Origin of the sequence: Pseudomonas sp. L7 (assembly GCF_046605565.1) — a bacterium.
Taxonomy (GTDB): Bacteria; Pseudomonadota; Gammaproteobacteria; order Pseudomonadales; family Pseudomonadaceae; genus Aquipseudomonas; species Aquipseudomonas wayambapalatensis.
The window spans coordinates 2881533-2903670 of the sequence record NZ_CP176784.1 but is presented as its reverse complement, the minus strand read 5'-3'; the positions used below and the strand labels follow the sequence as shown (position 1 = coordinate 2903670).

Annotated in this window: 14 protein-coding genes; 8 read left to right on the top strand and 6 right to left on the bottom strand. The window is 64.4% G+C overall.

Annotated features, from left to right (window positions below):
- Positions 1–381 precede the first annotated feature (381 nt).
- The 3 genes from ACK3BK_RS13065 (at position 382) to mnxG (ending at position 9837) form a co-directional block, all read left to right on the top strand.
- Positions 382–2490 carry a TonB-dependent receptor family protein gene (locus ACK3BK_RS13065; protein WP_411382563.1) on the top strand — a complete coding sequence of 703 codons (2109 nt, stop codon included), beginning with the start codon at positions 382–384 and terminating at the stop codon, positions 2488–2490.
- Positions 2491–2506: 16 nt separating this feature from the next.
- The gene (locus tag ACK3BK_RS13060; RefSeq protein ID WP_411382562.1) at positions 2507–3841 is read left to right on the top strand and encodes an LLM class flavin-dependent oxidoreductase; all 1335 of its coding nucleotides are present in this window, start codon (positions 2507–2509) and stop codon (positions 3839–3841) included.
- A 146-nt stretch (positions 3842–3987) separates the two neighbouring features.
- Positions 3988–9837, top strand: a complete 5850-nt coding sequence (mnxG, locus tag ACK3BK_RS13055) for a manganese-oxidizing multicopper oxidase MnxG (RefSeq protein ID WP_411382561.1) — start codon at positions 3988–3990, stop codon at positions 9835–9837.
- A 46-nt stretch (positions 9838–9883) separates the two neighbouring features.
- Here the strand turns inward: mnxG and ACK3BK_RS13050 are convergent, their stop codons facing one another.
- Positions 9884–10819: a LysR substrate-binding domain-containing protein gene (locus ACK3BK_RS13050; protein WP_186664474.1), complete on the bottom strand. Its 936-nt coding sequence runs from the start codon at positions 10817–10819 to the stop codon at positions 9884–9886.
- A 146-nt stretch (positions 10820–10965) separates the two neighbouring features.
- On the opposite strand from ACK3BK_RS13050, the gene ACK3BK_RS13045 reads away from it, so the two are divergent.
- The 3 genes from ACK3BK_RS13045 (at position 10966) to ACK3BK_RS13035 (ending at position 14881) form a co-directional block, all read left to right on the top strand.
- A complete protein-coding gene (locus tag ACK3BK_RS13045) occupies positions 10966–12342 on the top strand; it encodes an L-serine ammonia-lyase (RefSeq protein WP_411382560.1) in 1377 nt (458 codons plus the stop codon).
- Between the two features lie 221 nt (positions 12343–12563).
- On the top strand, positions 12564–13871 hold the full coding sequence (locus tag ACK3BK_RS13040; protein ID WP_411382559.1) for a serine/threonine transporter: 1308 nt from the start codon (positions 12564–12566) through the stop codon (positions 13869–13871).
- 128 nt (positions 13872–13999) lie between these two features.
- Positions 14000–14881, top strand: a complete 882-nt coding sequence (locus tag ACK3BK_RS13035; protein ID WP_411382558.1) for an alpha/beta fold hydrolase — start codon at positions 14000–14002, stop codon at positions 14879–14881.
- 90 nt (positions 14882–14971) lie between these two features.
- Here ACK3BK_RS13035 and ACK3BK_RS13030 read toward each other — a convergent pair whose 3' ends face one another.
- Positions 14972–15649, bottom strand: a complete 678-nt coding sequence (locus tag ACK3BK_RS13030) for a DUF3313 domain-containing protein (RefSeq protein WP_186664482.1) — start codon at positions 15647–15649, stop codon at positions 14972–14974.
- 198 nt (positions 15650–15847) lie between these two features.
- On the opposite strand from ACK3BK_RS13030, the gene ACK3BK_RS13025 reads away from it, so the two are divergent.
- Positions 15848–16153 carry a helix-turn-helix domain-containing protein gene (locus ACK3BK_RS13025; protein WP_186664486.1) on the top strand — a complete coding sequence of 102 codons (306 nt, stop codon included), beginning with the start codon at positions 15848–15850 and terminating at the stop codon, positions 16151–16153.
- Here ACK3BK_RS13025 and ACK3BK_RS13020 read toward each other — a convergent pair whose 3' ends face one another.
- The 3 genes from ACK3BK_RS13020 to ACK3BK_RS13010 form a co-directional block, all read right to left on the bottom strand.
- Positions 16154–17449 carry an NAD(P)/FAD-dependent oxidoreductase gene (locus tag ACK3BK_RS13020; protein ID WP_411382557.1) on the bottom strand — a complete coding sequence of 432 codons (1296 nt, stop codon included), beginning with the start codon at positions 17447–17449 and terminating at the stop codon, positions 16154–16156.
- Between the two features lie 14 nt (positions 17450–17463).
- Positions 17464–18552 carry a polyamine ABC transporter substrate-binding protein gene (locus ACK3BK_RS13015; RefSeq protein ID WP_186719466.1) on the bottom strand — a complete coding sequence of 363 codons (1089 nt, stop codon included), beginning with the start codon at positions 18550–18552 and terminating at the stop codon, positions 17464–17466.
- A 101-nt stretch (positions 18553–18653) separates the two neighbouring features.
- Positions 18654–20012 (bottom strand): glutamine synthetase family protein, encoded by a 1359-nt coding sequence (locus ACK3BK_RS13010; RefSeq protein ID WP_186710524.1) that lies wholly within the window; start codon positions 20010–20012, stop codon positions 18654–18656.
- Between the two features lie 188 nt (positions 20013–20200).
- On the opposite strand from ACK3BK_RS13010, the gene ACK3BK_RS13005 reads away from it, so the two are divergent.
- Entirely contained in the window at positions 20201–21100 is a 900-nt protein-coding gene (locus tag ACK3BK_RS13005) for a helix-turn-helix domain-containing protein (protein WP_411382556.1), read from the top strand.
- A gap of 25 nt (positions 21101–21125) precedes the next feature.
- On the opposite strand, the gene ACK3BK_RS13000 is transcribed toward ACK3BK_RS13005, so the two are convergent.
- On the bottom strand, positions 21126–21881 hold the full coding sequence (locus ACK3BK_RS13000; protein ID WP_411382555.1) for a PIG-L deacetylase family protein: 756 nt from the start codon (positions 21879–21881) through the stop codon (positions 21126–21128).
- Positions 21882–22138 lie beyond the last annotated feature (257 nt).

Here is a 22138-nt window from a genome sequence, read left to right as displayed (position 1 = left end):
TGCAGACAGGTTACCACCTGCTGCAGGCGCGGCGGTTCGGCGCCTCGACTGCCCGCGAAGGCGCCGGAACGCCCGATACAGCGCGCGAAGGATTGAAAGTTGTGTGTTCCCAGAGAACTTCTGTTGGCCGGTTGTTGAGTTTCGAACAGCGGTCGTTATATCGAAATGCCCGAATCAAAGCTGAATTTTCTGGTGTGGCCTTGGACTGTTGTTTATTGAACAGCGGGTTGCACAAATAGCCCGTCATCCAACACGTGAATCGCTGAAATAGTGTATTCAGTGCCTTGGCACAACAACTGCAATAACCCCATTTGAATACCCGACCGTACTTCGTGAACAACAGCGAAACACGGCCCTATCTATAAATGGGGAGTATCAGTAGTGCGTGCGAAAGTCCGATTTTCCGCTCAGCCGCGTTTCAGCCTGGTGACCGCCGCCAGCCTGCCGTTGTTACTGGCCGCCTTCAGCCCGGCAACGCTGGCCGCCGAGGAATCCACCTTGGGCACGGTGACGGTCACCGGCGCTGCGGCAACCGGCGCCCAGCAGGACCAGAAGCGTCTGCAGAAGGTTGCTGGCAACACGGCGGTGGTCGACAACCGCAAAGTCGAGCAGGGCCGTGCGGCCAACGCCGAGGACGTACTGGCGCTGCAGCCCGGTGTGTTCGCCCAGGGCACCAGCGGTACTGCTGCGAACAAGATCTCGATCCGCGGCTCGGGGCTCAACACCTTCTACCAAGGCTACGTGCTGGGCACCAAGTTCCTCTTCGACGGTCTGCCGATCAGCGGTCCCGGCGGCACCCAGGAAGACTTTCTCGACATGCAGGCGGTGGATCACACCGAGGTGCTCTACGGCGCCAACGCTTACGAGTACGGCGCGTTGGCGCTGGGCGGGGCGATCAACATGGTGAGCAAGACCGGCCGCACCGACCCCGGCAACTACGCGCGCTTCGAAGTCGGCAGCTATGGCTACCGCAAGCAGCAGCTGAGCACCGGTGGAGTGGTGGGCGACAGCGATTACTACATCAACGTGCTGCACAACGAGCGCGACGGCTACCAGGACCACGCCAGCAACGAAGGCCGTGGCATCGCCGCCAACTTCGGCCACGTGTTCAGCCCCAAGCTGCAGACCCGTGTGTTCTTCAAGTACCGCGAAGAGCAATTGATCAACGGCAACACCCTGACCCGCGCACAGCTCAAGCATGATCCGCGCAGCAATCTGGTGCCCACCGGGCGGCGCAAGGACGGCACCACCTTCATCGGCAACAAGACCACCTACACCTTCGACGATGGCGCCAGGCTCGAAGTCGGCGCGTCGTACAACAACTACCCGCTGCTCAATGGCTGGCGTTATGCCGTGGCGCCGCAGGATTGGCGCTCGAAGGATATCAACCTGACCCTGCGCTACCTGCTTACCGGCGACACCTTCCTCGGCCTGCCCAGTGACAGCAGCGTGATCTTCAGCAACACCCGCGCCTACCTGGCCGATGTCAAGGCGCACAGCCGCGCCACCGGGCTCAAGACCCAGGAAACCAACTACACCGGTTCGCGCGATACCGTGCTGACCCTGGCCAACGAGCTGCAACTGGCCGATGACCTGTGGTTGTCGTCGGGGCTCTCGTTCGTCAACATCCGCCGCAAGGGCGAGATCGAGGCGAGCACCCTGACCGCGGCCAACCCCAGCAACTTCCCCACCCGCGTCGAGTACGTCGAGAACGACCTGGCGCCGCGCCTGGGCCTGCGCTACCAGATCAATCCCGAATTCCAGTTGTTCAGCAACGTCAGCCGCAGTATCGACCCGCCGGTGACCTGGCAACTGGGCAGCACCAGCAATCCTTTCCTCTACGATGTCCGGCCGCAGAAGGCCACCACCTTCGAGGTGGGGGTGCGCGGCAACCACGGGATCTTCGATGGCAGCCTGACCCTGTATCGCTCCTGGGTGCAGAAAGAGCTGTTGACCGTGGTCGTGCAACAGGCAACCGCCACCCAGGACCAGCTCACGGCCACCTCCAACGCCAGCCCGACCCTGCATCAAGGCATCGAGGCGGGGCTCAATGCGTTGCTGTGGACCGGTGCCAACGGCGACACGCTCGACCTGCGCCAGGCCTACACCCTCAACGACTTCAAGTATCGCCACGACGAACGTTTCGGCGACAACGAGCTGCCCGGCCTGCCGCGCCAGGTCTACCAGGCCGAGCTCGCCTATCGCCAGGCCAGTGGTTTCTACGCCTCGCTCAACCTGCGTGCGGCGTCGAGCTACTACATCGACTACGCCAACACCTGGCAGACCCCGTCGTACCTGTTGTGGGGCGCCAAGTTCGGCTACCAGGCGCCAAACCGCAAGTGGGAGGTATTCGCCGACCTGCGCAACCTCACCAACCAGCGCTATGCCAGTGCCACCAACACGGCCTATGACGCAGGCGGGCGCGATTCTGCGAATTTCTACCCAGGGGACGCGTTCAACGTGACCACTGGCGTTGCCTTCCGATTCTGAGTGCACGGAGAGCCTCATGAGCACAGATGTAGCGCAGATGAGCCTGGGCATGAACATCCTGGGGTTCGGCGCCCACGCCGGAGCGTGGCGCCAGGGCGAGGCGGCCATCGACGCCTATGTCGATGTCGCCTACTACCGGGATATTGCCCGGATTTCGGAAAAGGGTTGTCTGGATGCGGTCTTTCTCGCGGATGGCCCGGCGTTGCCCGGCGATGTCGCCAGCCAGCCGGGTGGACGGCTGGAACCGACCCTGCTGCTGACCGCCTTGGCCGCCGCCACCGAGCGCATCGGGGTGATCGCCACCTGTTCGAGTACCTACAACGAACCGTTCAACCTGGCCCGGCGCATCGCCTCGCTGGATCACATCAGCGGTGGGCGTGCGGCATGGAACGTGGTCACCAACGCCGGCGACGCGGCCGCGCAGAATTTCGGCCTGGCGGGTGCGCCGCTGCATGTCGATCGCTATGGCCGCGCCGAGGAATTTCTCGAGGTGACGCTCAAGCTGTGGGACAGCTGGGAAGAAGATGCCGTGATCGGTGACCGGGCGGGAGGGCGTTTCGCCGATCCGCACAAGATCCACACCCTCGATTTCAAGGGGCGGCACTTTCAGGTCAAAGGTCCGCTGAACCTGCCACGCTCGCCCCAGGGGCGTCCGGTCCTGGTCCAGGCGGGTTCTTCCGAAGGCGGCAAGGCGCTGGGGTCGCGCTATGCCGATGCAATCTTCACCACCCAGACCACCTTGCCTGACGGGCAGGCCTTCTACCGGGAGATGAAAGCCCGCGCCAAGGCCTGGGGGCGAGACCCGAGGCACCTGAAGATTATGCCGGGGCTGTCGACGGTGATCGGCAGCACCGAGGCCGAGGCCCATGCGCGTTTCGACGAGCTCAACGCCTGGCATGGCGAGCATGGCCTGTTGCAGCAAGTGGCCGGACGCATCGGTATCGATGCCCGCGAGCTGGACCCGGATGCACCCTTGCCCTGGGCCAGGATCGGCCCGGTGGCAGCGTTCGAGCAGGGCTCCCATGGCTTTCTCGAGGCGCAGCTGAACCTGGCCCGGCGCGAAAACCTGACCATCCGCCAGTTGTCACGACGCATCCTGGTGGGCCATCGGCTGGCGGTCGGCACCCCTGAGCAGGTCGCCGACACTCTGGCCGAGTGGTTCCTGGCCGGGGCGGGAGATGGTTTCAACATCATGCCCGACATGTTTCCTTCAGGCGCGCGGGTGTTCGTCGAGGAAGTGGTGCCGTTGCTGCAGCGGCGCGGATTGTTTCGACGCGAATACCAGGGCAGCACGCTGCGCGAGCACCTTGGCCTGCCCAAGGCAGTGAACCAGTTCTCGTTGCGGACATGACCCCCGATAAAGGGGAATTGCAGTGGGGAATCGCCCCCACTGCGATCCCTTTGGACATACAAGCTACTGAAAGCACAAGATTTTTTCCCATGGCATGACCCTTGCTCCGGCACCTCGCAGAGTCCCTGTGTCCCCGGAGGTGCAGCATGAAGACCCCGCCCAAAGGCTCCATCCTGACGTCACTCGCCCTGGCCGTGCTGGCCTGGCAGGCCACTGGCGAAGCGGCCGTGCAGTGCCAGCGCACCCTGGTGGCCAATGTGGTGGCGTTGGACCAGCCGTTGATGTTCAACCGCCTGGGCGCGCAGAACGCCAATGGCATGATGTTCGCCCTGCGCCACGATGTGGTCGATGAGCATCACGTTCCGCTGAGCCAGGGCGGCGCTGCGGTGCCGGGCAAGGTCACCCTGCGCCCGGACAAACGCCCGCGCCCGATCGTGCTGCGGGTTGCCGCAGGCGACTGCCTGACGGTCAACCTCACCAACTTGCTCGCTTACCAGGCCAATCCCAACAAGCACGGCATTCACCCCGAGGAAGCCGAGGGCGAGGAGGGCGAAGAGGTCGAGCTACCTGAAGTCGAGGACGACGAACACTTCGTCGCCGACGAACAGGTCAGCGATCGCCATGTCGGCTTCCAGGTCAACGGCATGCAGGCGGTCAACAGCATCGCCGACATCGCCGCCAATACCGGGCGCAACGCCAACTTCCTGATCGCCCCGGGCGGCACCCGCAGCTACACGCTCTACGCCGAGCGTGAAGGCGCCTTTGCCGCCTCCAGCCGTGGCGCGCCCTTTGGCGGTGAAGGCAATGCCGGGAATGTCGCCAATGGCTTGTTTGGCCAGGTGGTGGTGGTGCCCAAGGCCGGACGGACCTATCGCAACACCCTGACCGAAGAGGAAATGCGCCTGGCCACCTCAGGCCGTACCGCCACCGGCCAGCCAGTGATCGACTACGAGGCACGTTATCCGCAGGTCCAACCGTGGATCGCCGAAGGCAAGGCCGGCAAACCGATCATTGCCATGGTCGATGGCAACGAGATCCTCAGCAGCGAAACCGATGCCATCGTCATGGGCCCCAACCCCGATGGCAGCTTCCCGCGCGCGACCTACCCGCTGGAAAGCGTCGGCAAGCGCAACCCGGCATTGCCCAATCGCCTCGAAGCCTTCCGTGATTTCGCTTCGCAGTTCGCCGACGAGGTGGCCGGTACCCAGGCCTTCCCCGGTTACTGGGCGGACCCGGTGATGGGGCATGTGCTGGAGCCGGCACGTGACTCGTTCATGATCAACTACGGCTCTGGCGGCATGGGCGCCGAGGTGGTGGCCAACCGTCTGGGCGTCGGGCCGATGCACGACTGCCTGTCGTGTGCCTACGAGGAGTTCTTCCTCAGCGCCCATACCGTCGGCGATATCGGCACCCTGGTGGATGTTCCGGCCAACGTCGGCCTCGAGCACATCCGCCCTGGCGAAGTGCCGCCGGCCAGCGCCACAGGGGTGAAGGCGAGCATGGCCCTGTACCCGGCCGAGCCGTCCAACGTGCACCACAGCTATATCGGTGACTTCACCAAGTTCCGCAACACCCACAACGGCCACGAGCAGCACATCTTCCACCTGCACGGCCACCAGTGGCTGTTCAACCCCAACGACGACAATTCGGACTATATCGACGCCCAGGGCATCGGCCCGGGGGTCGGCTACACCTATGAAATCGCCAATGGCGGTTCGGGCAACCGCAACCGCGTGGCGGGCGATGCGATCTATCACTGTCACTTCTATCCGCACTTTGCCCAGGGCATGTGGGCCATGTGGCGGGTGCACGATGTGTTCGAGCCCGGCACGCGCCTGGCCGTGAGTGGTGACAGCGAGAATGGCTTCCACGCTACGCCGTTCGCCTTGCGCAATGGCAAGCCAGCCAGCGGCGCGCGGGCGCTGCCCGACGGCGAGATCGTCGCCGGTACGCCGATTCCGGCGGTCGTGCCGCTGCCAGGCAAGGCCATGGCGCCTATGCCGGGCAAGGTGACGGTGGTGCCGAAACTGGCCGAGACCCTCGTCGCCGAACAGGGTGACGACGAAGCTCAAGAGGAGGGTGGCGATGACCATGGGCAGGGCGCCAGCGCGCCACGGACCGTGGGGTCGCTGGCCCTGGTTGATCGCAGCGAAACCAATCGCAATGCCGACGGAACGCTGAAAAACCCAGGCTATCCGTTCTGGGTCGGTGGCATGGAAAGCAGTGTCGGTCAGCGTCCGCCAACCCCACCGCTGGACATGCTCGACCCGGCCCTGGCTCGCCAGCTCAAGGACAGCGGCAAGGCACTGTGGGCCAACCTGGACCCCAACCAGGTCGATGGCTGGGACGGCGGCCTCGGTCGCCATGCGCTGGACGGCGTATCGGCGGGCGGCGAGGCGGTGACCACCACCACCAAACTGGATTTCTCCAAGGTGGTGCACAAGGCCAAGCCGATCTACCTGCCCGAGGAGGGCACCGAGGTCGAACAGGCCGCCATGCAGTTCCACGCCAAGGCCGAGCACCCAAGCTTCGCCCTGATACCCGGCAGTGCACCGGTGGCCAAGGCCTTCCGTACCAACGGCGCCTTGCCCACCGCAGGCGCGCCATTCTACGAACCCTGCATGGATGATCGCGGCAAGCGCCTGACCCAATCCTCCGGGGTGGGTGAATTCGCCAGCGGCGAAAGCCTCACCGGCATGAGTTTTCGCGGCGCCTCGACCTTCACCGCCGACCGTCCGCGCGTCTACAAGGCCGCCAATATCCAGTTCGATGCGGTGTACAACAAGGTCGGCTACCACTTCCCGCAGGCGCGCATCCTGGCCCTGTGGGAAGACGCCTGGCCGGTGATCACCAAGCAGCGCCCACCGGAGCCGCTGGTGATGCGCATGAACACCTTCGATTGCACCCAGTACGTGCACACCAACCTGATCCCCTCGTTCTACGAGATGGACGACTACCAGGTGCGCACCCCGACCGACGTGATCGGCCAGCACATCCACTTGCCCAAATGGGACCTGACCGCCGCCGACGGCTCTGCCAATGGCTGGAACTACGAAGATGGCATTCTCTCGCCCGGCAGCGTGGTCGAGCGCGTGGATGCCATCCGCGCCTACAACGGCTGCAGCGAGGGCGATGCCCGCGATGGCTCGGCGGCCTGCCCGAAAGCACGCCAGCATCCGTACTTCGGCCGCTTCGGCCGGGCAGACTGGCTCGGCGCGCGCACGGCCATGCAACGCTGGTTCGCCGATCCTCTGATCAACGTGTACAACGTCGACCGTGGCCTGGGCACCATCTTCACCCACGACCACCTCGGCCCATCGACCCATCAGCAGTTGGGCCTGTATGCCACCGTGCTGGCAGAACCCGCAGGCTCCACCTGGTACCACGCCGAAACCGGCGAGCAGTTGTACAACCCGGCCCTGCGCCAGGATGGCGGGCCGACTTCGTGGCAGGCCGTGATCCAGACCGGCGACCACGATGGCGACGGGCGCAACGACAGCTACCGCGAGTTCTTCCTCGAGTACAGCGACTTCCAGCATGCCTATGAAGCGGGTGTGTACGTGGGGGCCGGCCCCGATGGCGTGCCTAACGGCCAGGCGTATCCGGCCACCGCCGACAGCTTCCGCTACGCCATCAACCCGCCGGTGCGGCAGAAGGCGTCGAACCTGTTGGAGGCGGTGGTCGAGTCGCGCGGCGGGCTGAGCCCAGGCTGTCCGACCCGGCCGTGCCCACAGGCGATTTCGGTGGATGATCCGGGGATGTTCGTCGTCAACTACCGCAACGAACCGCTGGCCCTGCGTGTGTTCGACCCCAACAAGGTCGGCCCGGACGGCAAGCGCGGCATGCAGGCCGACGGCCTGGGTGGCGACCTGGCCTATGCCCTGCAGACCCGCACCGACCGGGCGATTCCAGCGATGAACCTGGCGCCCTCGGCAATCACCTCGGCGATCGGCCCTACTGGCGGCACCACGCTGTTCCCGCCGCACATCAACAAGGGCACCGAGCCAGGCGATCCGTTCACCCCGATGCTGCGCACCTATTCCGGCGACAACGTGCGCTTGCGCATGCACGCCGGTGGGCATGAAGAGGAGCACAACGTGACCCTGCATGGCGTGAAGTGGCTGCAGAACGGTTCAGGTTTCGGCAGCAGCTCCAACTCGGGGTGGAAAGCCTCGCAGATGGTGGGTATCTCCGAGCAGATGGGTTTCATGGCACCGGTGTCGATGATCTCAAGCTCCGCCGCCAGCAACGGCGACTACCTGTATTCGCTGGATGCGGCGCTGGAGGGTTACTGGAACGGCATCTGGGGGGTAATGCGCAACTACACGGCGCAGCGGCCAGACTTGATTGCTCTGCCGAACAACCCGCAACCGGTGGCCATGCGCAACACCGTGAACTTCGACGGCATCTGCCCGAAAACCACGACCAATGCCAATGGCATCGGCACCCGGCCGACGGTCAAGCGCAGCTATGAAGTGGTTGCCGCGCTGGCCAATGACATTCTGGAGAACCGCCAGGGTGTCAGCATCAGCGATCCGGCGGGGGTCAACCAGCACGTCGGCGGGCCGTTGAAGAGCAACGGCGGGACCTTGGTGTTCAACAGTCGGCGCACCAGCATTCCATTGGCAACCGTGACCGACGAGGAGGACGGCACGACCTTCACCCTGGGCGGCCACAGTGCGCCGCTGCATGACCCGACGGCGGTGCTGTATGTGCGCAAGGCCGACCTCGATGCCGTGACCGGCAAACTCAAGCCAGGTATTCCAGTAGAACCCTTGGTACTGCGTGCCAATGCGGGGGATTGCATCAGCATCACCCTGGAGAACCGCCTGCCGCTGATGATGCCGGACCTGCCCAGTACGGCGGTGATGCAGAACGTGGTCAAGCGTGATCGCAATGCCAGCGAGGGCTCCACGGCCTTCAACAACAACCTGATGCGCCCGTCCAGCCATGTTGGCTTGCATGCGCAGTTGCTGGCGTACGACATCACCAAGTCCGATGGCGCCAACGTCGGCCTCAACCCCGTGCAGACTGTCCCGCCACGGGCGGGCAACAGTGGGACGTACCCGAGCAAGGTGTATCAGTACTACGCCGGGCATCTGGAGCGCGAGGGCAAGCCGGTGCTGCAACTGGGGCGTACGGTGGACAACATCAACACCACGGCCATCGAGTTCGGCGGGCTCAACCTGACCCCGGCGGACTTCATCAAGCAGCCTCAGAAAGGTCTTGTTGGCGCCATGAGCGTCCTTCCACAGACCGCCACCTGGACCGAAGACAGCGCCAGCCGCGCCCAGGCCACGGTCAAGGTCAGCGGCCAGGCCGACTACCGTGACCTGGTGACGGTATGGCAACGCTCGCTGAACATGCGCTGGGCCGATGGGCGTCCTGTGGAGGGGATCGCCACCGAGGGCAATGGCGTGCCGGGTGATCCGAAAGACAATGGCAACATGGCCATCAACTACAAGACCGAGCCCTTGTGGTTGCGCTTCGGCCTGGCACCGGATGCCCCCTTCGGCCACGCCGATGGTCATGGCTTCGCCGATGTCCCCAACGCCCATATGGCCTACAGCAACGCCCTGGTCAACGGCGATCCGCAGACACCGGTGCTTTGGGCCAAGCCCGGTCAACCGCTGCGCAGCCATGTGCTGATGCCCAGTGGTGGTAGCCGCGGTATCACCTACCAGCTCGACGGGCACCTGTGGCCGCTGCATGCCTACCAGGCCGAGAAGAACGACCTGGACGGCTACCCCATGGGCCTGCCGGGCATCGGTTCGGTGCGCTTCGGCTACAACCCGATGGCGATGTACATCGGCGCGCAGGAGAGCGTGCTGCCGGCGGCGCACTTCAGCTTCATGCTGCCCAGCGCGGGTGGTGCCAACGCGGTGCCGGGGGACTACCTGTTCCGCGACTACGCCGCCTACGGCAATACCGCCGGGTTATGGGGGATCCTGCGGGTGACCAACGAAGCGCCACCGACCACTGCACCAGCACAGTAACCAGGGTGTGCGGCCCCGCTGCCAGGCAACCGGCAGCGGGGCCGTTTCACATCAGCGGATGCAGGGCGCGAAAGGTCTGTGCTTCTTCCACCAGCCAGTCATGCACTGCGCGGGCGCCGGGTTGGGTCAGGCCACCAGGCGGGTAGAGCAGTACATAACGCTTGTGATTGGGGATCGGTACACCGAACGGAACGATCAGCGTGCCGCGCTCGAGTTCGTCGTTGAGCAAGGTCCGCCGCGCAATCGCAACGCCGATACCGGCAATCGCCGCCTCGATGGTCAGGTGATTGCGGTTGAAGGTGTGGCCGCGTCGTACGTTCAGGCCACCCGCACCGATACCGTCAAGGTAGAACTCCCACTCCGCGTACTCCGAACTGCCGCGCCAGGCCGTGATGTCGTGCAGCAGCGGGTAGTGCACCAGATCGGCCGGGCCGTGCAGGGGCGGGCGACCGCGCAGCAGGGCCGGGGAGCAGACCGGGAAGATCTGTTCGTCCAGCAGTGGGGTCGAGAGCATTCCGGGATAGCTGCCGTCGTTGAGGTCGATCGCCAGGTCGAAATCGCCGTCGTGCAGGGCCTGTTTGCTGTCCTCGGCCACCAGGCGCAGCTCGATGTCCGGGTAGCGCTGCTGGAAGCGCGGCAGGCGCGGGGTCAGCCATTTGGCGAGGAACGAAGGGATCGAGCGCAGGCGCAAGGTACCGCGAATTTCGCCGGCGTCCAGACGCAGCAGTTCAGCTTCGATGCTGCCATAGGCCTCGGCCACGGTCTGCGCCAGGCGCTGCCCTTCGGCTGTCAGCTCCACGCCACGGGCACGGCGCAGGAACAGGGCGAAGCCCAGGCGCTCTTCAAGCTGGCGCATCTGCTGGCTGACCGCCCCGGGGGTGATGTGCAGCTCTTCGGCACAGCGGGTGAACGACAGGTGCCGCGCGGCACAGGAGAACACATGCAACCAGACGAACACCTGGCCGTTGAGCTGCCCTTTCATTGTTTAGTCCTGCTAAAGGCTTGCTTAGGAATTTTCGTTGGTCATCGCCAGGCGAGCGCGGCAGTATCGCGCAAATTCGCAGTACCCATCAATTTTTCCGGAGGGCCGCGCAGCGGCGAATAACGTCGCGGCGGTCAGGCATTAGCATGGCTATCAGTGTTTTCGACCTCTTCAAGATCGGCATCGGGCCGTCCAGCTCCCACACCGTGGGGCCCATGCGTGCCGCCGCCACCTTCGCCCGGTTGCTGCGCGAGCGCGGCCTGCTGGCCCAGGTGCAGCGGGTCGAGGTGCGCCTGTATGGCTCGCTGTCGGCCACCGGCGTCGGTCATGCCACCGATCGCGCCTGCCTGCTGGGCCTGATGGGGCAGTGGCCGGACCGCATCGACCCGCACAGCATCGAGCCGCGCATCGACCAGTTGATGCAGGAGCAGTGCCTGATGCTCGATGGCTCGCACCCGGTGGCGTTCCAGTACAGCCGCGACATGCGCCTGCTCGACGAAAACCAGGACTATCACCCCAATGCCATGAGCCTGGAAGCGCTGGACGGGCAGGGCAGCCTGCTGACCCAGACCTACTACTCCGTGGGTGGCGGCTTCATCATCGAGCAAGCTGAAATCGATGCCCCGGTCAGTCGCGTCGCGCAGGTCGAGTTGCCCTACGAGTTTTCGTCAGGCGCCGAGCTGCTGGCGTTGTGCAAGACCCATGGCTTGACCGTGGGCCAGTTGATGATGGCCAACGAACTGGCCTGGCGCAGCGAAGATGAGATCCGCAGCGGCTTGCTGAATATCTGGGCGGCCATGCGCGAGTGCGTCGACAACGGCCTGCGCAATGAAGGCATCTTGCCTGGAGGGCTCAAGGTCAAGCGCCGGGCTGCGCGTCTGCATCGCAGCCTGCAGGAGTTGGGCAAGCCCAACGTGATCGGCTCGACCCTGAGCGCGATGGAGTGGGTCAACCTGTTCGCCCTGGCGGTCAACGAAGAGAACGCCGCGGGCGGGCGCATGGTCACGGCACCGACCAATGGTGCGGCCGGCATCATCCCGGCGGTGTTGCACTACTACATGAAGTTCAACCCGGGCGCCTGCGATGACGACGTGGTGGCCTTTCTGCTGGCAGCGGCGGCGGTCGGCATCCTGTGCAAGAAAAACGCATCGATCTCCGGCGCCGAAGTGGGTTGCCAGGGGGAGGTCGGTTCGGCCTGCTCCATGGCCGCTGCAGGCCTTGCCGAAGTGCTCGGCGCCACGCCGCCGCAGCTGGAAAACGCCGCTGAAATTGCCCTGGAGCACAACCTCGGCCTGACCTGCGATCCGGTCGGCGGTCTGGTCCAGGTGCCGTGCATCGAGCGCAATGCCATCGCCGCCGTGAAGGCGATCAACGCCGTACAGATGGCCTTGCGGGGTGATGGCGAGCATTTCATCTCCCTCGATCGGGTGATCCGCACCATGCGCGACACCGGCGCGGACATGCACGCCAACTACAAGGAAACTTCGCGCGGCGGCCTGGCCGTCGCCTTTGTCGAGTGTTGAGTCGCCCTGTTCGCAACCCAGCCCTGAAGGCGCAACTGCGAACACGGGCGTAGCCCGTGCCAGGCAGCGGTGTCTTTTTCGCGGGCAAGTCCGCTCCTACAGGTATCGCGTCGGTGCAGAGGACCGAGCACAGGCGCTCAAGGAGCCCGACTCAACACGCCTGAATCCACCTGCAACACCCGCTTCACCGAGCAACAAAAACAACTACAAAGGCGAAACCCATGACTGATGTACACAACACCACGACCGTTCGTGCGGATTCGGCTGCGCCGGCTTCGACCACAGCCACGCGCAGCTGGAACCGCCACGACACCACCTGGGCCCTGGGTCTGTACGGCACCGCCATCGGCGCCGGCACCCTGTTCCTGCCGATCAATGCCGGGGTAGGGGGCTTCTGGCCGCTGTTGATCCTCGCGCTGCTGGCTTTCCCGATGACCTTCCATGCGCACCGTGCGCTGACCCGCTTCGTGCTGTCCGGGCGCCGTGGCGGCAACGAAGACATCACCGAGGTGGTCGAGGAGCATTTCGGTGTGGGCGCCGGCAAGCTCATCACCTTGCTCTACTTCCTGGCGATCTTCCCCATCCTGTTGGTCTACAGCGTGGCCTTGACCAACACTCTCACCAGTTTCCTCGAACACCAGCTGCACGTGACCGCGCCGCCGCGTGCGCTGTTGTCGCTGCTGTTGATCGCCGGCCTGATGGTGGTGGTGCGCTGCGGCCAGCAGATCATCGTCAAGGTCATGAGCGTGCTGGTCTATCCCTTCGTCGCCTCGCTCCTGCTGCTGGCCCTGAGCCTGATCCCCAACTGGAACGGCGCCTTCTTTGCCCAGGCCGGCGAAGGCCTGAGCGCCTCCAGGCTGCTGCTGACCCTGTGGCTGGCGATTCCAGTGATGGTGTTCTCGTTCAACCACTCGCCGATCATCTCGGCCTTCGCCGTCGACCAGAAGCACCGCTACGGCGCCGACGCCGACCGCAAGAGCGGCCGCACCCTGGCCACCGCCCACCTGATGATGGTGCTGACGGTGATGTTCTTCTGCTTCAGTTGCGTGCTGGCCCTGAGCCCGGCCGACCTGGCTGCGGCCAAGGTGCAGAACATCTCGATCCTGTCGTACCTGGCCAACCACTTCCAGACCCCGGTCATCGCTTTTGTCGCGCCCCTGATTGCTCTGGTGGCGATCACCAAATCGTTCCTGGGCCACTACATCGGTGCCAGCGAAGGCTTCCAGGGCATGATCGTCAAGAGCCTGCGCAGCCGCGGTAAAAGCTGGTCGGCCAAGCGCCTGGAGCGTGTCACGGCGCTGTTCATGGTGCTGGGTTGCTGGATCGTGGCGACCCTCAACCCGAGCATCCTCGGCCTGATCGAAAGCCTCGGTGGCCCGGTGCTGGCCTGCCTGCTGTTCCTGATGCCGATGTATGCAGTGCGCAAGGTGCCTTCGCTGCGCAAGTACTCGGGCGCGCTGTCGAACGTCTTCGTCGTGCTGGTGGGGTTGATCACCTTGTCGGCGATCTTCTACGGCTTTGTTGCCTGAGGCCATGCGCCACGATTCGTGTTGCTTCGCTCTGCATTTGCGTTCTTGATGCCTTAGGTGCCGCAGCTATGCTCGGCACCTGGAGGGTCGCCTTGCGGCCTGAGTGCACACGAAACGGAGTGATTGGCATGTTCCAGGGTTTCAAGAAAGCCTTCCAGCACGTCGAAGGTATCGAGATCGCCTACCGTATCGGCGGCAAGGGGCCGGCATTGCTGCTGTTGCACGGCCACCCGCAGACCCATGTGATCTGGCACAAGGTGGCCGAGAAGCTGGCCGAGCATTTCACCGTGGTCGCCGCCGACCTGCGCGGTTACGGCGATTCGGCCAAGCCTGAGGCCGACGACCGGCATGAGGCGTATTCCAAGCGCCGCATGGCGGCCGATATGGTCGGGCTCATGCAGGCCCTGGGCTTCGAGCAATTCGCCCTGATGGCCCACGACCGCGGCGCGCGGGTCGCGCACCGCCTGGCGCTCGACCACTCCCAGCGCCTCACCCGCCTGGTGCTGCTGGACATCGCCCCGACCCTGGCGATGTACCGCCAGACCAACGAAGCTTTCGCCCGTGCCTACTGGCACTGGTTCTTCCTCATCCGCCCGGCGCCGCTGCCTGAAACCTTGATCGAAGCCAACCCGGAAGGTTACCTGCGCAGTGTCATGGGCGGGCGCAGTGCCGGCCTTGCGCCGTTCACCGACGAGGCGTTCGCCGAGTACCGTCGCTGCCTGTCGCTACCGGGCGCGGCGCATGGTGTGTGCGAAGACTATCGGGCCGCTGCAGGCATCGACCTGGAACATGACCAGGCCGATATCGATGCCGGCAACGCTGTGAAGACCCCGCTGCTGGTGATGTGGGGCCGTGACGGCGTGATCGGCAAGTGCTTCGACCCGCTCAAGGAGTGGCGCGCCTGTGCCGAGGACGTGCGCGGCAACGAGCTGCCCTGTGGTCACTACATTCCCGAAGAAGCCCCGCAAGCCCTGCTCGAGCACGCCCTGCCGTTCCTGCAGTACGCCTGATACGACCTGACCTGTCCTGGACGACATCAACATCTACAGGAGCCTCGCTGTGCTGTTTCCAACGGTCGCGAAAGACTGACCCGGCGCCGTTCACTGGCCCTTCCTGCGCAGCTCCACGACACTGCGGCGCATGTCGCTGGCCCAGCCATCGAGCACCGGCTTGACGTTCTCCAGCTTGAGCTGCGCGGTGTCGTTCTCCAGCGCCTCGCCGGCGCCCTTGCGCACCACCTGGGCCAGCACTTTCTGGTTGGCACCGTCGAGGAAGGCCGCCTCCACGGCGATGTCCACTTCCTGGTCACGACCACCGGCTGCAGTGTTCACCGCTGCGGCCACCAGGGCGATGGGCACCACTTCATAGGGCTTCAGGCCCTCGGTCTTGGTCGACACTGCGGTGATTGCGGGGCGTACCACGATCGTTCCCGGGCCTGGAGCGCTGACCACCGTCAGCACGCTGCCCAGTTCCCGGCGCATGGCGTCGTCGAAGTAGCGGGTGATCGCCTGCAGGGTCTGCGCCGAGATCACCGCGGTGGGTTGTGGCTTGGGATAGAACTGGCTGGGCTCGATGTAGACCTGTCGATACTGGCTGGCCTTGAGCCCCGGGTCGATCCAGCGCATCACCGGCGCCCCGGAAACACTTTCCGCCGGCTTGAGCCGGCTGTAGTCCTTGAGAAACCCGGAATACTGGCTCGGATCGACGCGGTTGCTGGAGCAGGCGGCCAGGGCAAGCAAGGCGGCGCACAGCAGGGTGGCGCGAGGCAGCGGTTTCATGATGTGTGGCGTCCGTTGAGGGGGGCCAGATCAACGCTAGCAGGTGCTTGGCGGTTGGCCAGTTTGCCGGTGGGTTGGTATGCGTCCTTGGTTCGGTGATGTGAATTCCCACAAGGAATCTTCAACTGTCGGACTGTTACATTACCAGCAAGACTGCAAATATATGCCCGTTACGGGTATGTTTTGAGGCGCTGTATTGTGACCAGCAAATTGATTGAGTCGTTGCGTGACGACCTGTCTGTGCTTTACCAGGCTGGCGTGGTTGGCAAGGTAACGATGCGCGAATTCGAGGCCATCTGTCCTGCGCCCGTCAGGGATTTCACTGCGCTGGACATCAAGCGCCTGCGCGAGGCGCTCAATTTCAGCCAGCCGGTTTTCGCACTGCATTTGCATACCAGTGCGTCTACCGTACGCAAATGGGAGCAGGGGGAGACCCGGCCAGCCGGGCCCGCGCTGAAACTGCTCAATATCATTGCCGACAAGGGCCTCCAGGCCATTCTCTGATCAGCCCAGCACCTCCCGCACGCGATACCACAACATCCCCAGTGCCAGCAGCGGCGAGCGCAGGGCCTTGCCGCCGGGGAAGGTCAGGTGCGGTACGGTACTGAAGATATCCAGGCCCTGGCTGTGGCCGACGGCGATGGCCTCGGCCAACAGCTTGGCGGTCCAGTGGGTCACGTTCAGGCCATGCCCGGAGTAACCCTGGGCGTAATACACGTTCGGATGCTGGCTCAGGCGGCCCACCTGGGGGAAGCGGTTGGCGGTGATGCCGATCATGCCGCCCCATTGGAAGTCGATGCGCACATCGGCCAGTTGCGGGAACACCTTCAGCACTTTCGGGCGCATGTAGGCGGCGATGTCCTTCGGATCGCGCCCGGAGTAGTGGCAGGCGCCACCAAACAGCAGGCGGCGGTCGGCGGTCAGGCGATAGTAGTCAAGGCCGACCTTCTGGTCGCACAGGGCCATGTTCTGCGGGATCAGGCTGCGCGCGAGGGCTTGGGGCAGCGGTTCGGTGGCCACCACGTAGCTGCCGGCGGGCAGTACCTTGCCGGTCAAGCGTGGCTCCAGCTCGTCCAGGTGCGCATTGCACCCCAACACCAGGCTCTTGGCCCGTACCTTCCCGCGGGCGCAGTGCAAGGTGACGGTGGGGCCGTGTTCGATGCGTTGCACAGCGGTCTGCTCGAAGATGCGCACGCCAAGGCTGCTGGCGGCGCGGGCTTCGCCCTGCACCAGGTCCAGTGGATGCAGGTGGCCGGAGCCCATGTCCACCAGGCCGCCGGCGTACTGGTCACTGGCAACGACCTCGCGGATGCGCTCTGGGGCGATCAGCCGGGTTTCGTGCCGGTAGCCCAGTTCGGCCAGGTCCTGCAGTTCGTCGTTGAACGCATCGAACTGCGCCGCTGTATTGGCCAGCTCACAGAAGCCCCAGCGCAGGTCGCACTCGATGTTGTACTGCTCGATGCGCCTGGCCACCAGTTCGACCGAGTCCAGGCCTGCCTGCTTGAGGTAACGCACGCCGTCCTGGCCGACGTAGCGGGCAAAGCCCGACACGTCATGGCCGATACCACGGATCAGTTGCCCGCCATTGCGCCCACTGGCGCCCCAGCCGATGCGCCGGGCCTCCAGCAGGATCACCGACAGGCCACGCTCGGCCAGCTCCAGCGCGGTGTTGACGCCGGTCAGGCCACCGCCGACCACGCACACGTCGGCGCTCAACTCGCCTTCGAGCTCGGGGTAGGGGGCCGTGGCACGGGCCGTGGCGGCGTAGTAGGAGGCGGTGTGTTCGGTTTGATGAGGCATCGGAAACACTCGAATCAGCGGTTGGACTTGATCTTGCTCCAGGAGCGGGTCATGACCCGCATGATCTGCGGGCTGGGGGTGCTGGAAACGTAGAGCTTGTCCAGCACTTCCTGGGACGGATAGATCTCGGGATTTTCCACCAGCGACTTGTCCATGAACGCCTTGGCGTCAGGGTTGGCGTTGGCATAGCCGACCGTCGCACTGACCTTGGCGATCACTTTCGGGTCGAGCAGGTAGTTGATGAAGGCCAGGGCCTGGTCAGGATTGCTGGCGTCTTTCGGGATGGCCAGCAGGTCGAACCACAGGTTGCTGCCTTCCTTGGGAATGCTGTAGGCGATTTTCACGCCGTTCTTGGCTTCCACGGCGCGGTTGGCCGCCTGGAACACGTCGCCGGAGTAGCCGAAGGCCACGCACACATCACCGTTGGCCAGGTCCGAGACGTACTTGGAGGAGTGGAAGTAGGTGATGTACGGGCGCAGCTCCATCAGCCGTGCTTCGGCCTTGGCGTAGTCTTTCGGGTCTTCGCTGCGTGGGTTCATGCCCAGGTAGTTGAGCATGGCCGGGAACAGCTCGTCGGGCGAGTCCATGAAGGCCACGCCGCATTGCTTGAGTTTCTTCAGGTTTTCTGGCTCGAACAGCACGGCCCAGGAGTCGACCTTGTCGATGCCCAGCGCGGCCTTGACCTTCTCGACGTTGTAGCCGATGCCATTGGTGCCCCACAGGTACGGTACGGCGTACTGGTTGCCCGGGTCGTTCTGCTCCAGTTGCTTGAGCAGTTTCGGGTCCAGGTGCTGCCAGTTCGGCAGCTTGCTGCGGTCGAGCGGGAGGAACGCGCCGGCCTTGGCCTGGCGGGCGAGGAAGTGGTTCGAGGGCACCACCACATCGTAGCCGGTGCGCCCGGCGAGCAGCTTGCCCTCGAGGGTTTCGTTGGAGTCGAAGACGTCATACACCACCTTGATCCCGGTACTGGCCTGGAAGTCGGCCAGGGTGGTGTCGCCAATGTAGTCGGTCCAGTTGTACACGCTGACCGTGGGCTCGGCATGGGCGGCCGCGCCGAACAGCAGGGCGAAGGCTGCGGGAATCAGGGTTTGCAAGTGACGCATGTCGGCACCTCGTTGGTCTTGTTCTTCGGGTTCGATGAAGCAGAAGCAGGGCAGCGCGTTGCCTGCGGGAGCAGCCGCTCCCGCAGGCACCCTCCGTGGGGTCAGACGCTCAGCAGCAGGAACTCGCGCTCCCAGGAGCTGATCACCCGCTTGAAGTTCTCATGCTCGGCGCGCTTGACCGCAACGTAGCCCTGGACGAACTGGCGCCCCAGGTAGTCTTCCAGGACCTTGCAATCTTCCATGTGCTGCAGCGCATCCTCGATGGTGATCGGCAGGCGCAGGTTGCGGCGCTCGTAGGCGCGGCCCTGCACCGGCGCACTCGGCTCGATCTTCTCGACCATGCCCAGGTAGCCGCACAGCAGGCTCGCGGCGATCGCCAGGTAAGGGTTGGCATCGGCGCCCGGCAGACGGTTCTCGACCCGCATCGCCTCGGGGCTGGAGGTCGGGACGCGCAGGCCGGCGGTGCGGTTTTCCTCGCCCCATTCCACGTTCACCGGTGCCGAGGTATCTGGCAGGAAGCGGCGGAACGAGTTGACGTTCGGCGCGAACATCGGCAGCACCTTGGGGATGTACTTCTGCAGGCCGCCGATGTGGTGCAGGAACAGCTCGCTCATGCTGCCGTCTTCATTGGCGAACACCGGCTTGCCGGTGGCGATGTCGACCACGCTCTGGTGCAGGTGCATGGCACTGCCCGGCTCGTCGGTGATCGGCTTGGCCATGAAGGTGGCGGTGACATTGTGCTTGAGCGCCGCCTCGCGCATGGTGCGCTTGAACACGGTGATCTGGTCGGCCAGGTCCAGGGCATCGCCGTGACGGAAGTTGATCTCCATCTGTGCCGGGCCGTCTTCGTGGATCAGCGTGTCCAGGTCCAGGCACTGGATTTCGCACCAGTCGTAGACGTCCTCGAACAGCGGGTCGAATTCGTTCGCAGCATCGATGGAGAACGACTGTCGGCCACTTTCGGCGCGGCCCGAACGGCCCAGTGGCGCCTGCAGTGGCAGGTCCGGGTCTTCGCAGCGCTGGGTGAGGTAGAACTCCATCTCGGGCGCAACGATCGGCTGCCAGCCCTTGTCGGCGTAGAGTTTGAGGACTTTCTTCAGGACGTTGCGTGGCGACAGTTCGATGGGGTTGCCGTGCTTGTCGAAGGTGTCGTGGATGACGATGGCGGTCGGTTCGATCGCCCAAGGGATCTGGTACACCGCCGCAGGATCGGGGCGGCAGATCATGTCGATGTCGGCCGGATCGAGCAGGCCGTAGTAGATGTCGTCATCGACGAAGTCGCCGGTGACGGTCTGCAGCAGCACACTCTCGGGCAGGCGCATGCCACGCTCGTTGAGGAACTTGTTGGTCGGGGCGATCTTGCCGCGGGCAATGCCGGTCAGGTCACTGACCACGCATTCGACTTCGGTGATCCGGTGTTCTTTCAGCCAGGCGGACAGCTGATCGAAGGGGGCGTTCATACAGACCTCTTGGTTGGGTTTTGGTGGTGGGTACGCAGGCCGTGCGCCGTGTGCTGGTATTGCACGCCGTTGCACGAAGCCACTTCCCACAGGTCACGCTGAGGACTATCTTGGGCGCAGCCCCCCGGGGCTATCTATCCGTTTTCTCCGTCAATCAATGCACCAAAAGAGTGCATATAGGACGCCGCGTGAATACGCAAAACGCCTTGCAGGTCCAGGCCTTCAACACCACCGATGTCACCGAGCAGGTTCGCGCCACGCCCGGTTGGCAGCAGCAATACCGGCAGATGTCGCCCGGGCATTTCAGCGGTCAGTTGCGCTGCCTGGGGCTCGATGGCGTCGAGGTGTACGAAGAGCGCCTGAACACTCGCGTCGAACAGTTCTTCCGCGCGCCGAGCGGTTCGTTGACCTTCTGTTTCGACCAGGTCGAGAACAGCCTGTACCTGCTCAACGAGCAAAGCCGCAACATCTGGATCACCCCGGAGAACTACCAGGAAGTGGCGGTGGTGTTCGACCAACCGTTCCTGCAGCGCCACGGCCTGGATCTGGAGCGTCTGCAGGGGCTGTTCATGGTTCCGCTGGGCAGCGGCCAGAATGCCCTGTTCGGCAGTTGGCTGAGCGCGACCCTGACACGCCTGACGCAGGCTGACTGCCCGCTTGAAGGGCAAGCCTTGGCCGAGCAACTGCTCGATGACTGCCTGTTCATCCTCGACAACGCCTGCCAGCGCCTGCAGGGCCAGGCATTGGGCAAGCGCGGTGAAGAGCGGGCGATCATGCAGCGGGTCAGCGAATGGGCAGCGGACTGCCCGGAAGAAACGCTCAATCTCATGGAGCTGGCGCAGGTGGCCGGGGTGTCGTTGCGTCAATTGCAGGAGGCCTTCAAGGCCTTTACCGGCATGCCCCCGGCGCATTGGCTGCGTCTGCGCCGACTCAACGGTGCGCGCCGCGACCTGCTGCGCGGCGCCAGCGACGTGACGGTAGCGGAAGTGGCGATGCGTTGGTCATTCTGGCACCTGGGGCGGTTTTCCGAGAGCTATCGCCAGTTGTTCCGCGAGTTGCCGAGCGAGACGCTCAAGCGCGGGCGCTGAAGGGGCATCTGCGAGAGGTTGGCTGTCAGATAAAGACCAGCTCAAAAGGCTGCAGCAGGCATTCCAGCAGCTGTTGCGGCACCACGGGCGGCGTGTCCGCATCCGCCTCCATCTGACTGACATGGGCAGCAATGGCCTGGCGCTTGCGCGCGAGGCTGGCTTCGTCGAGCTGGATACGACGCGCGCGTTGCCAAGGTAGCCGAGGATCGTCCGGCGTCGACCAGCGCCACGCCCATATCGGCGCTTCGGCAAGCGTTGCACCACGCGCCTGGGCGGCCTGTGCGCAGGCACGGCCCACCGCGTCATGGTCGCAATGACCGTCGTGACGCCAGGGGCACATCAGCAGGTCGCCGGGTTGCAGCAACTGGCTCAAGTGATTGACCAGGAAGGCCTCATCGCGAGGCAGGGCACCGTCCTTGAGGTTCAGCCGTCGCCAATCCAGATCCGCGACCCGCAGATCGAGCTGCTGCAAGGCATGGCGGCTTTCCAGCGGACGCTGGTGACGCAGGCGCCGTTCGCTCCATTGAGCCGAGCCTGGGTGGCTGCCTTCGCCGTCGGTGGCAGAGATGAGCACGAGGTCCTGCTCGCGGCCATGGAAGTGACTCAATAATCCGCCCGCCATGAGCACCTCGTCATCCGGATGCGGCGCTACCAACACCAGGCGCCGGCCCGGCGGGCACAGTTGTTCGGGGGTGATCCAGGCGGCCCGGGCCAGGTGCGCGGATTTCTGCCATTCGCTCCAAGGGGTTCCCGCGTCAGCCTGGATCATGTGCTCGTTCATCGTTGCCAAGCTCCTGCTGTCAGTCGAACTCAAACCAATCAAGGCGCGGGTATTCTGCGGCGGCTTGGTCATGGCGGGTTTCGGCGAGATTTCCGGGTCTCAGAATGATTGAGGGAGCGGGTGAGGGGAGAGTTCAAAAAAGCTGGCGCCACACGATCTGAATGTTAGGCGGGTTTGACGTGGGCGCGGGCTGCAGTGATGGCACCTCGTGGCCAAACCTTTACGCTCAGCGTAACGAATAACCACCGTGCTTGATT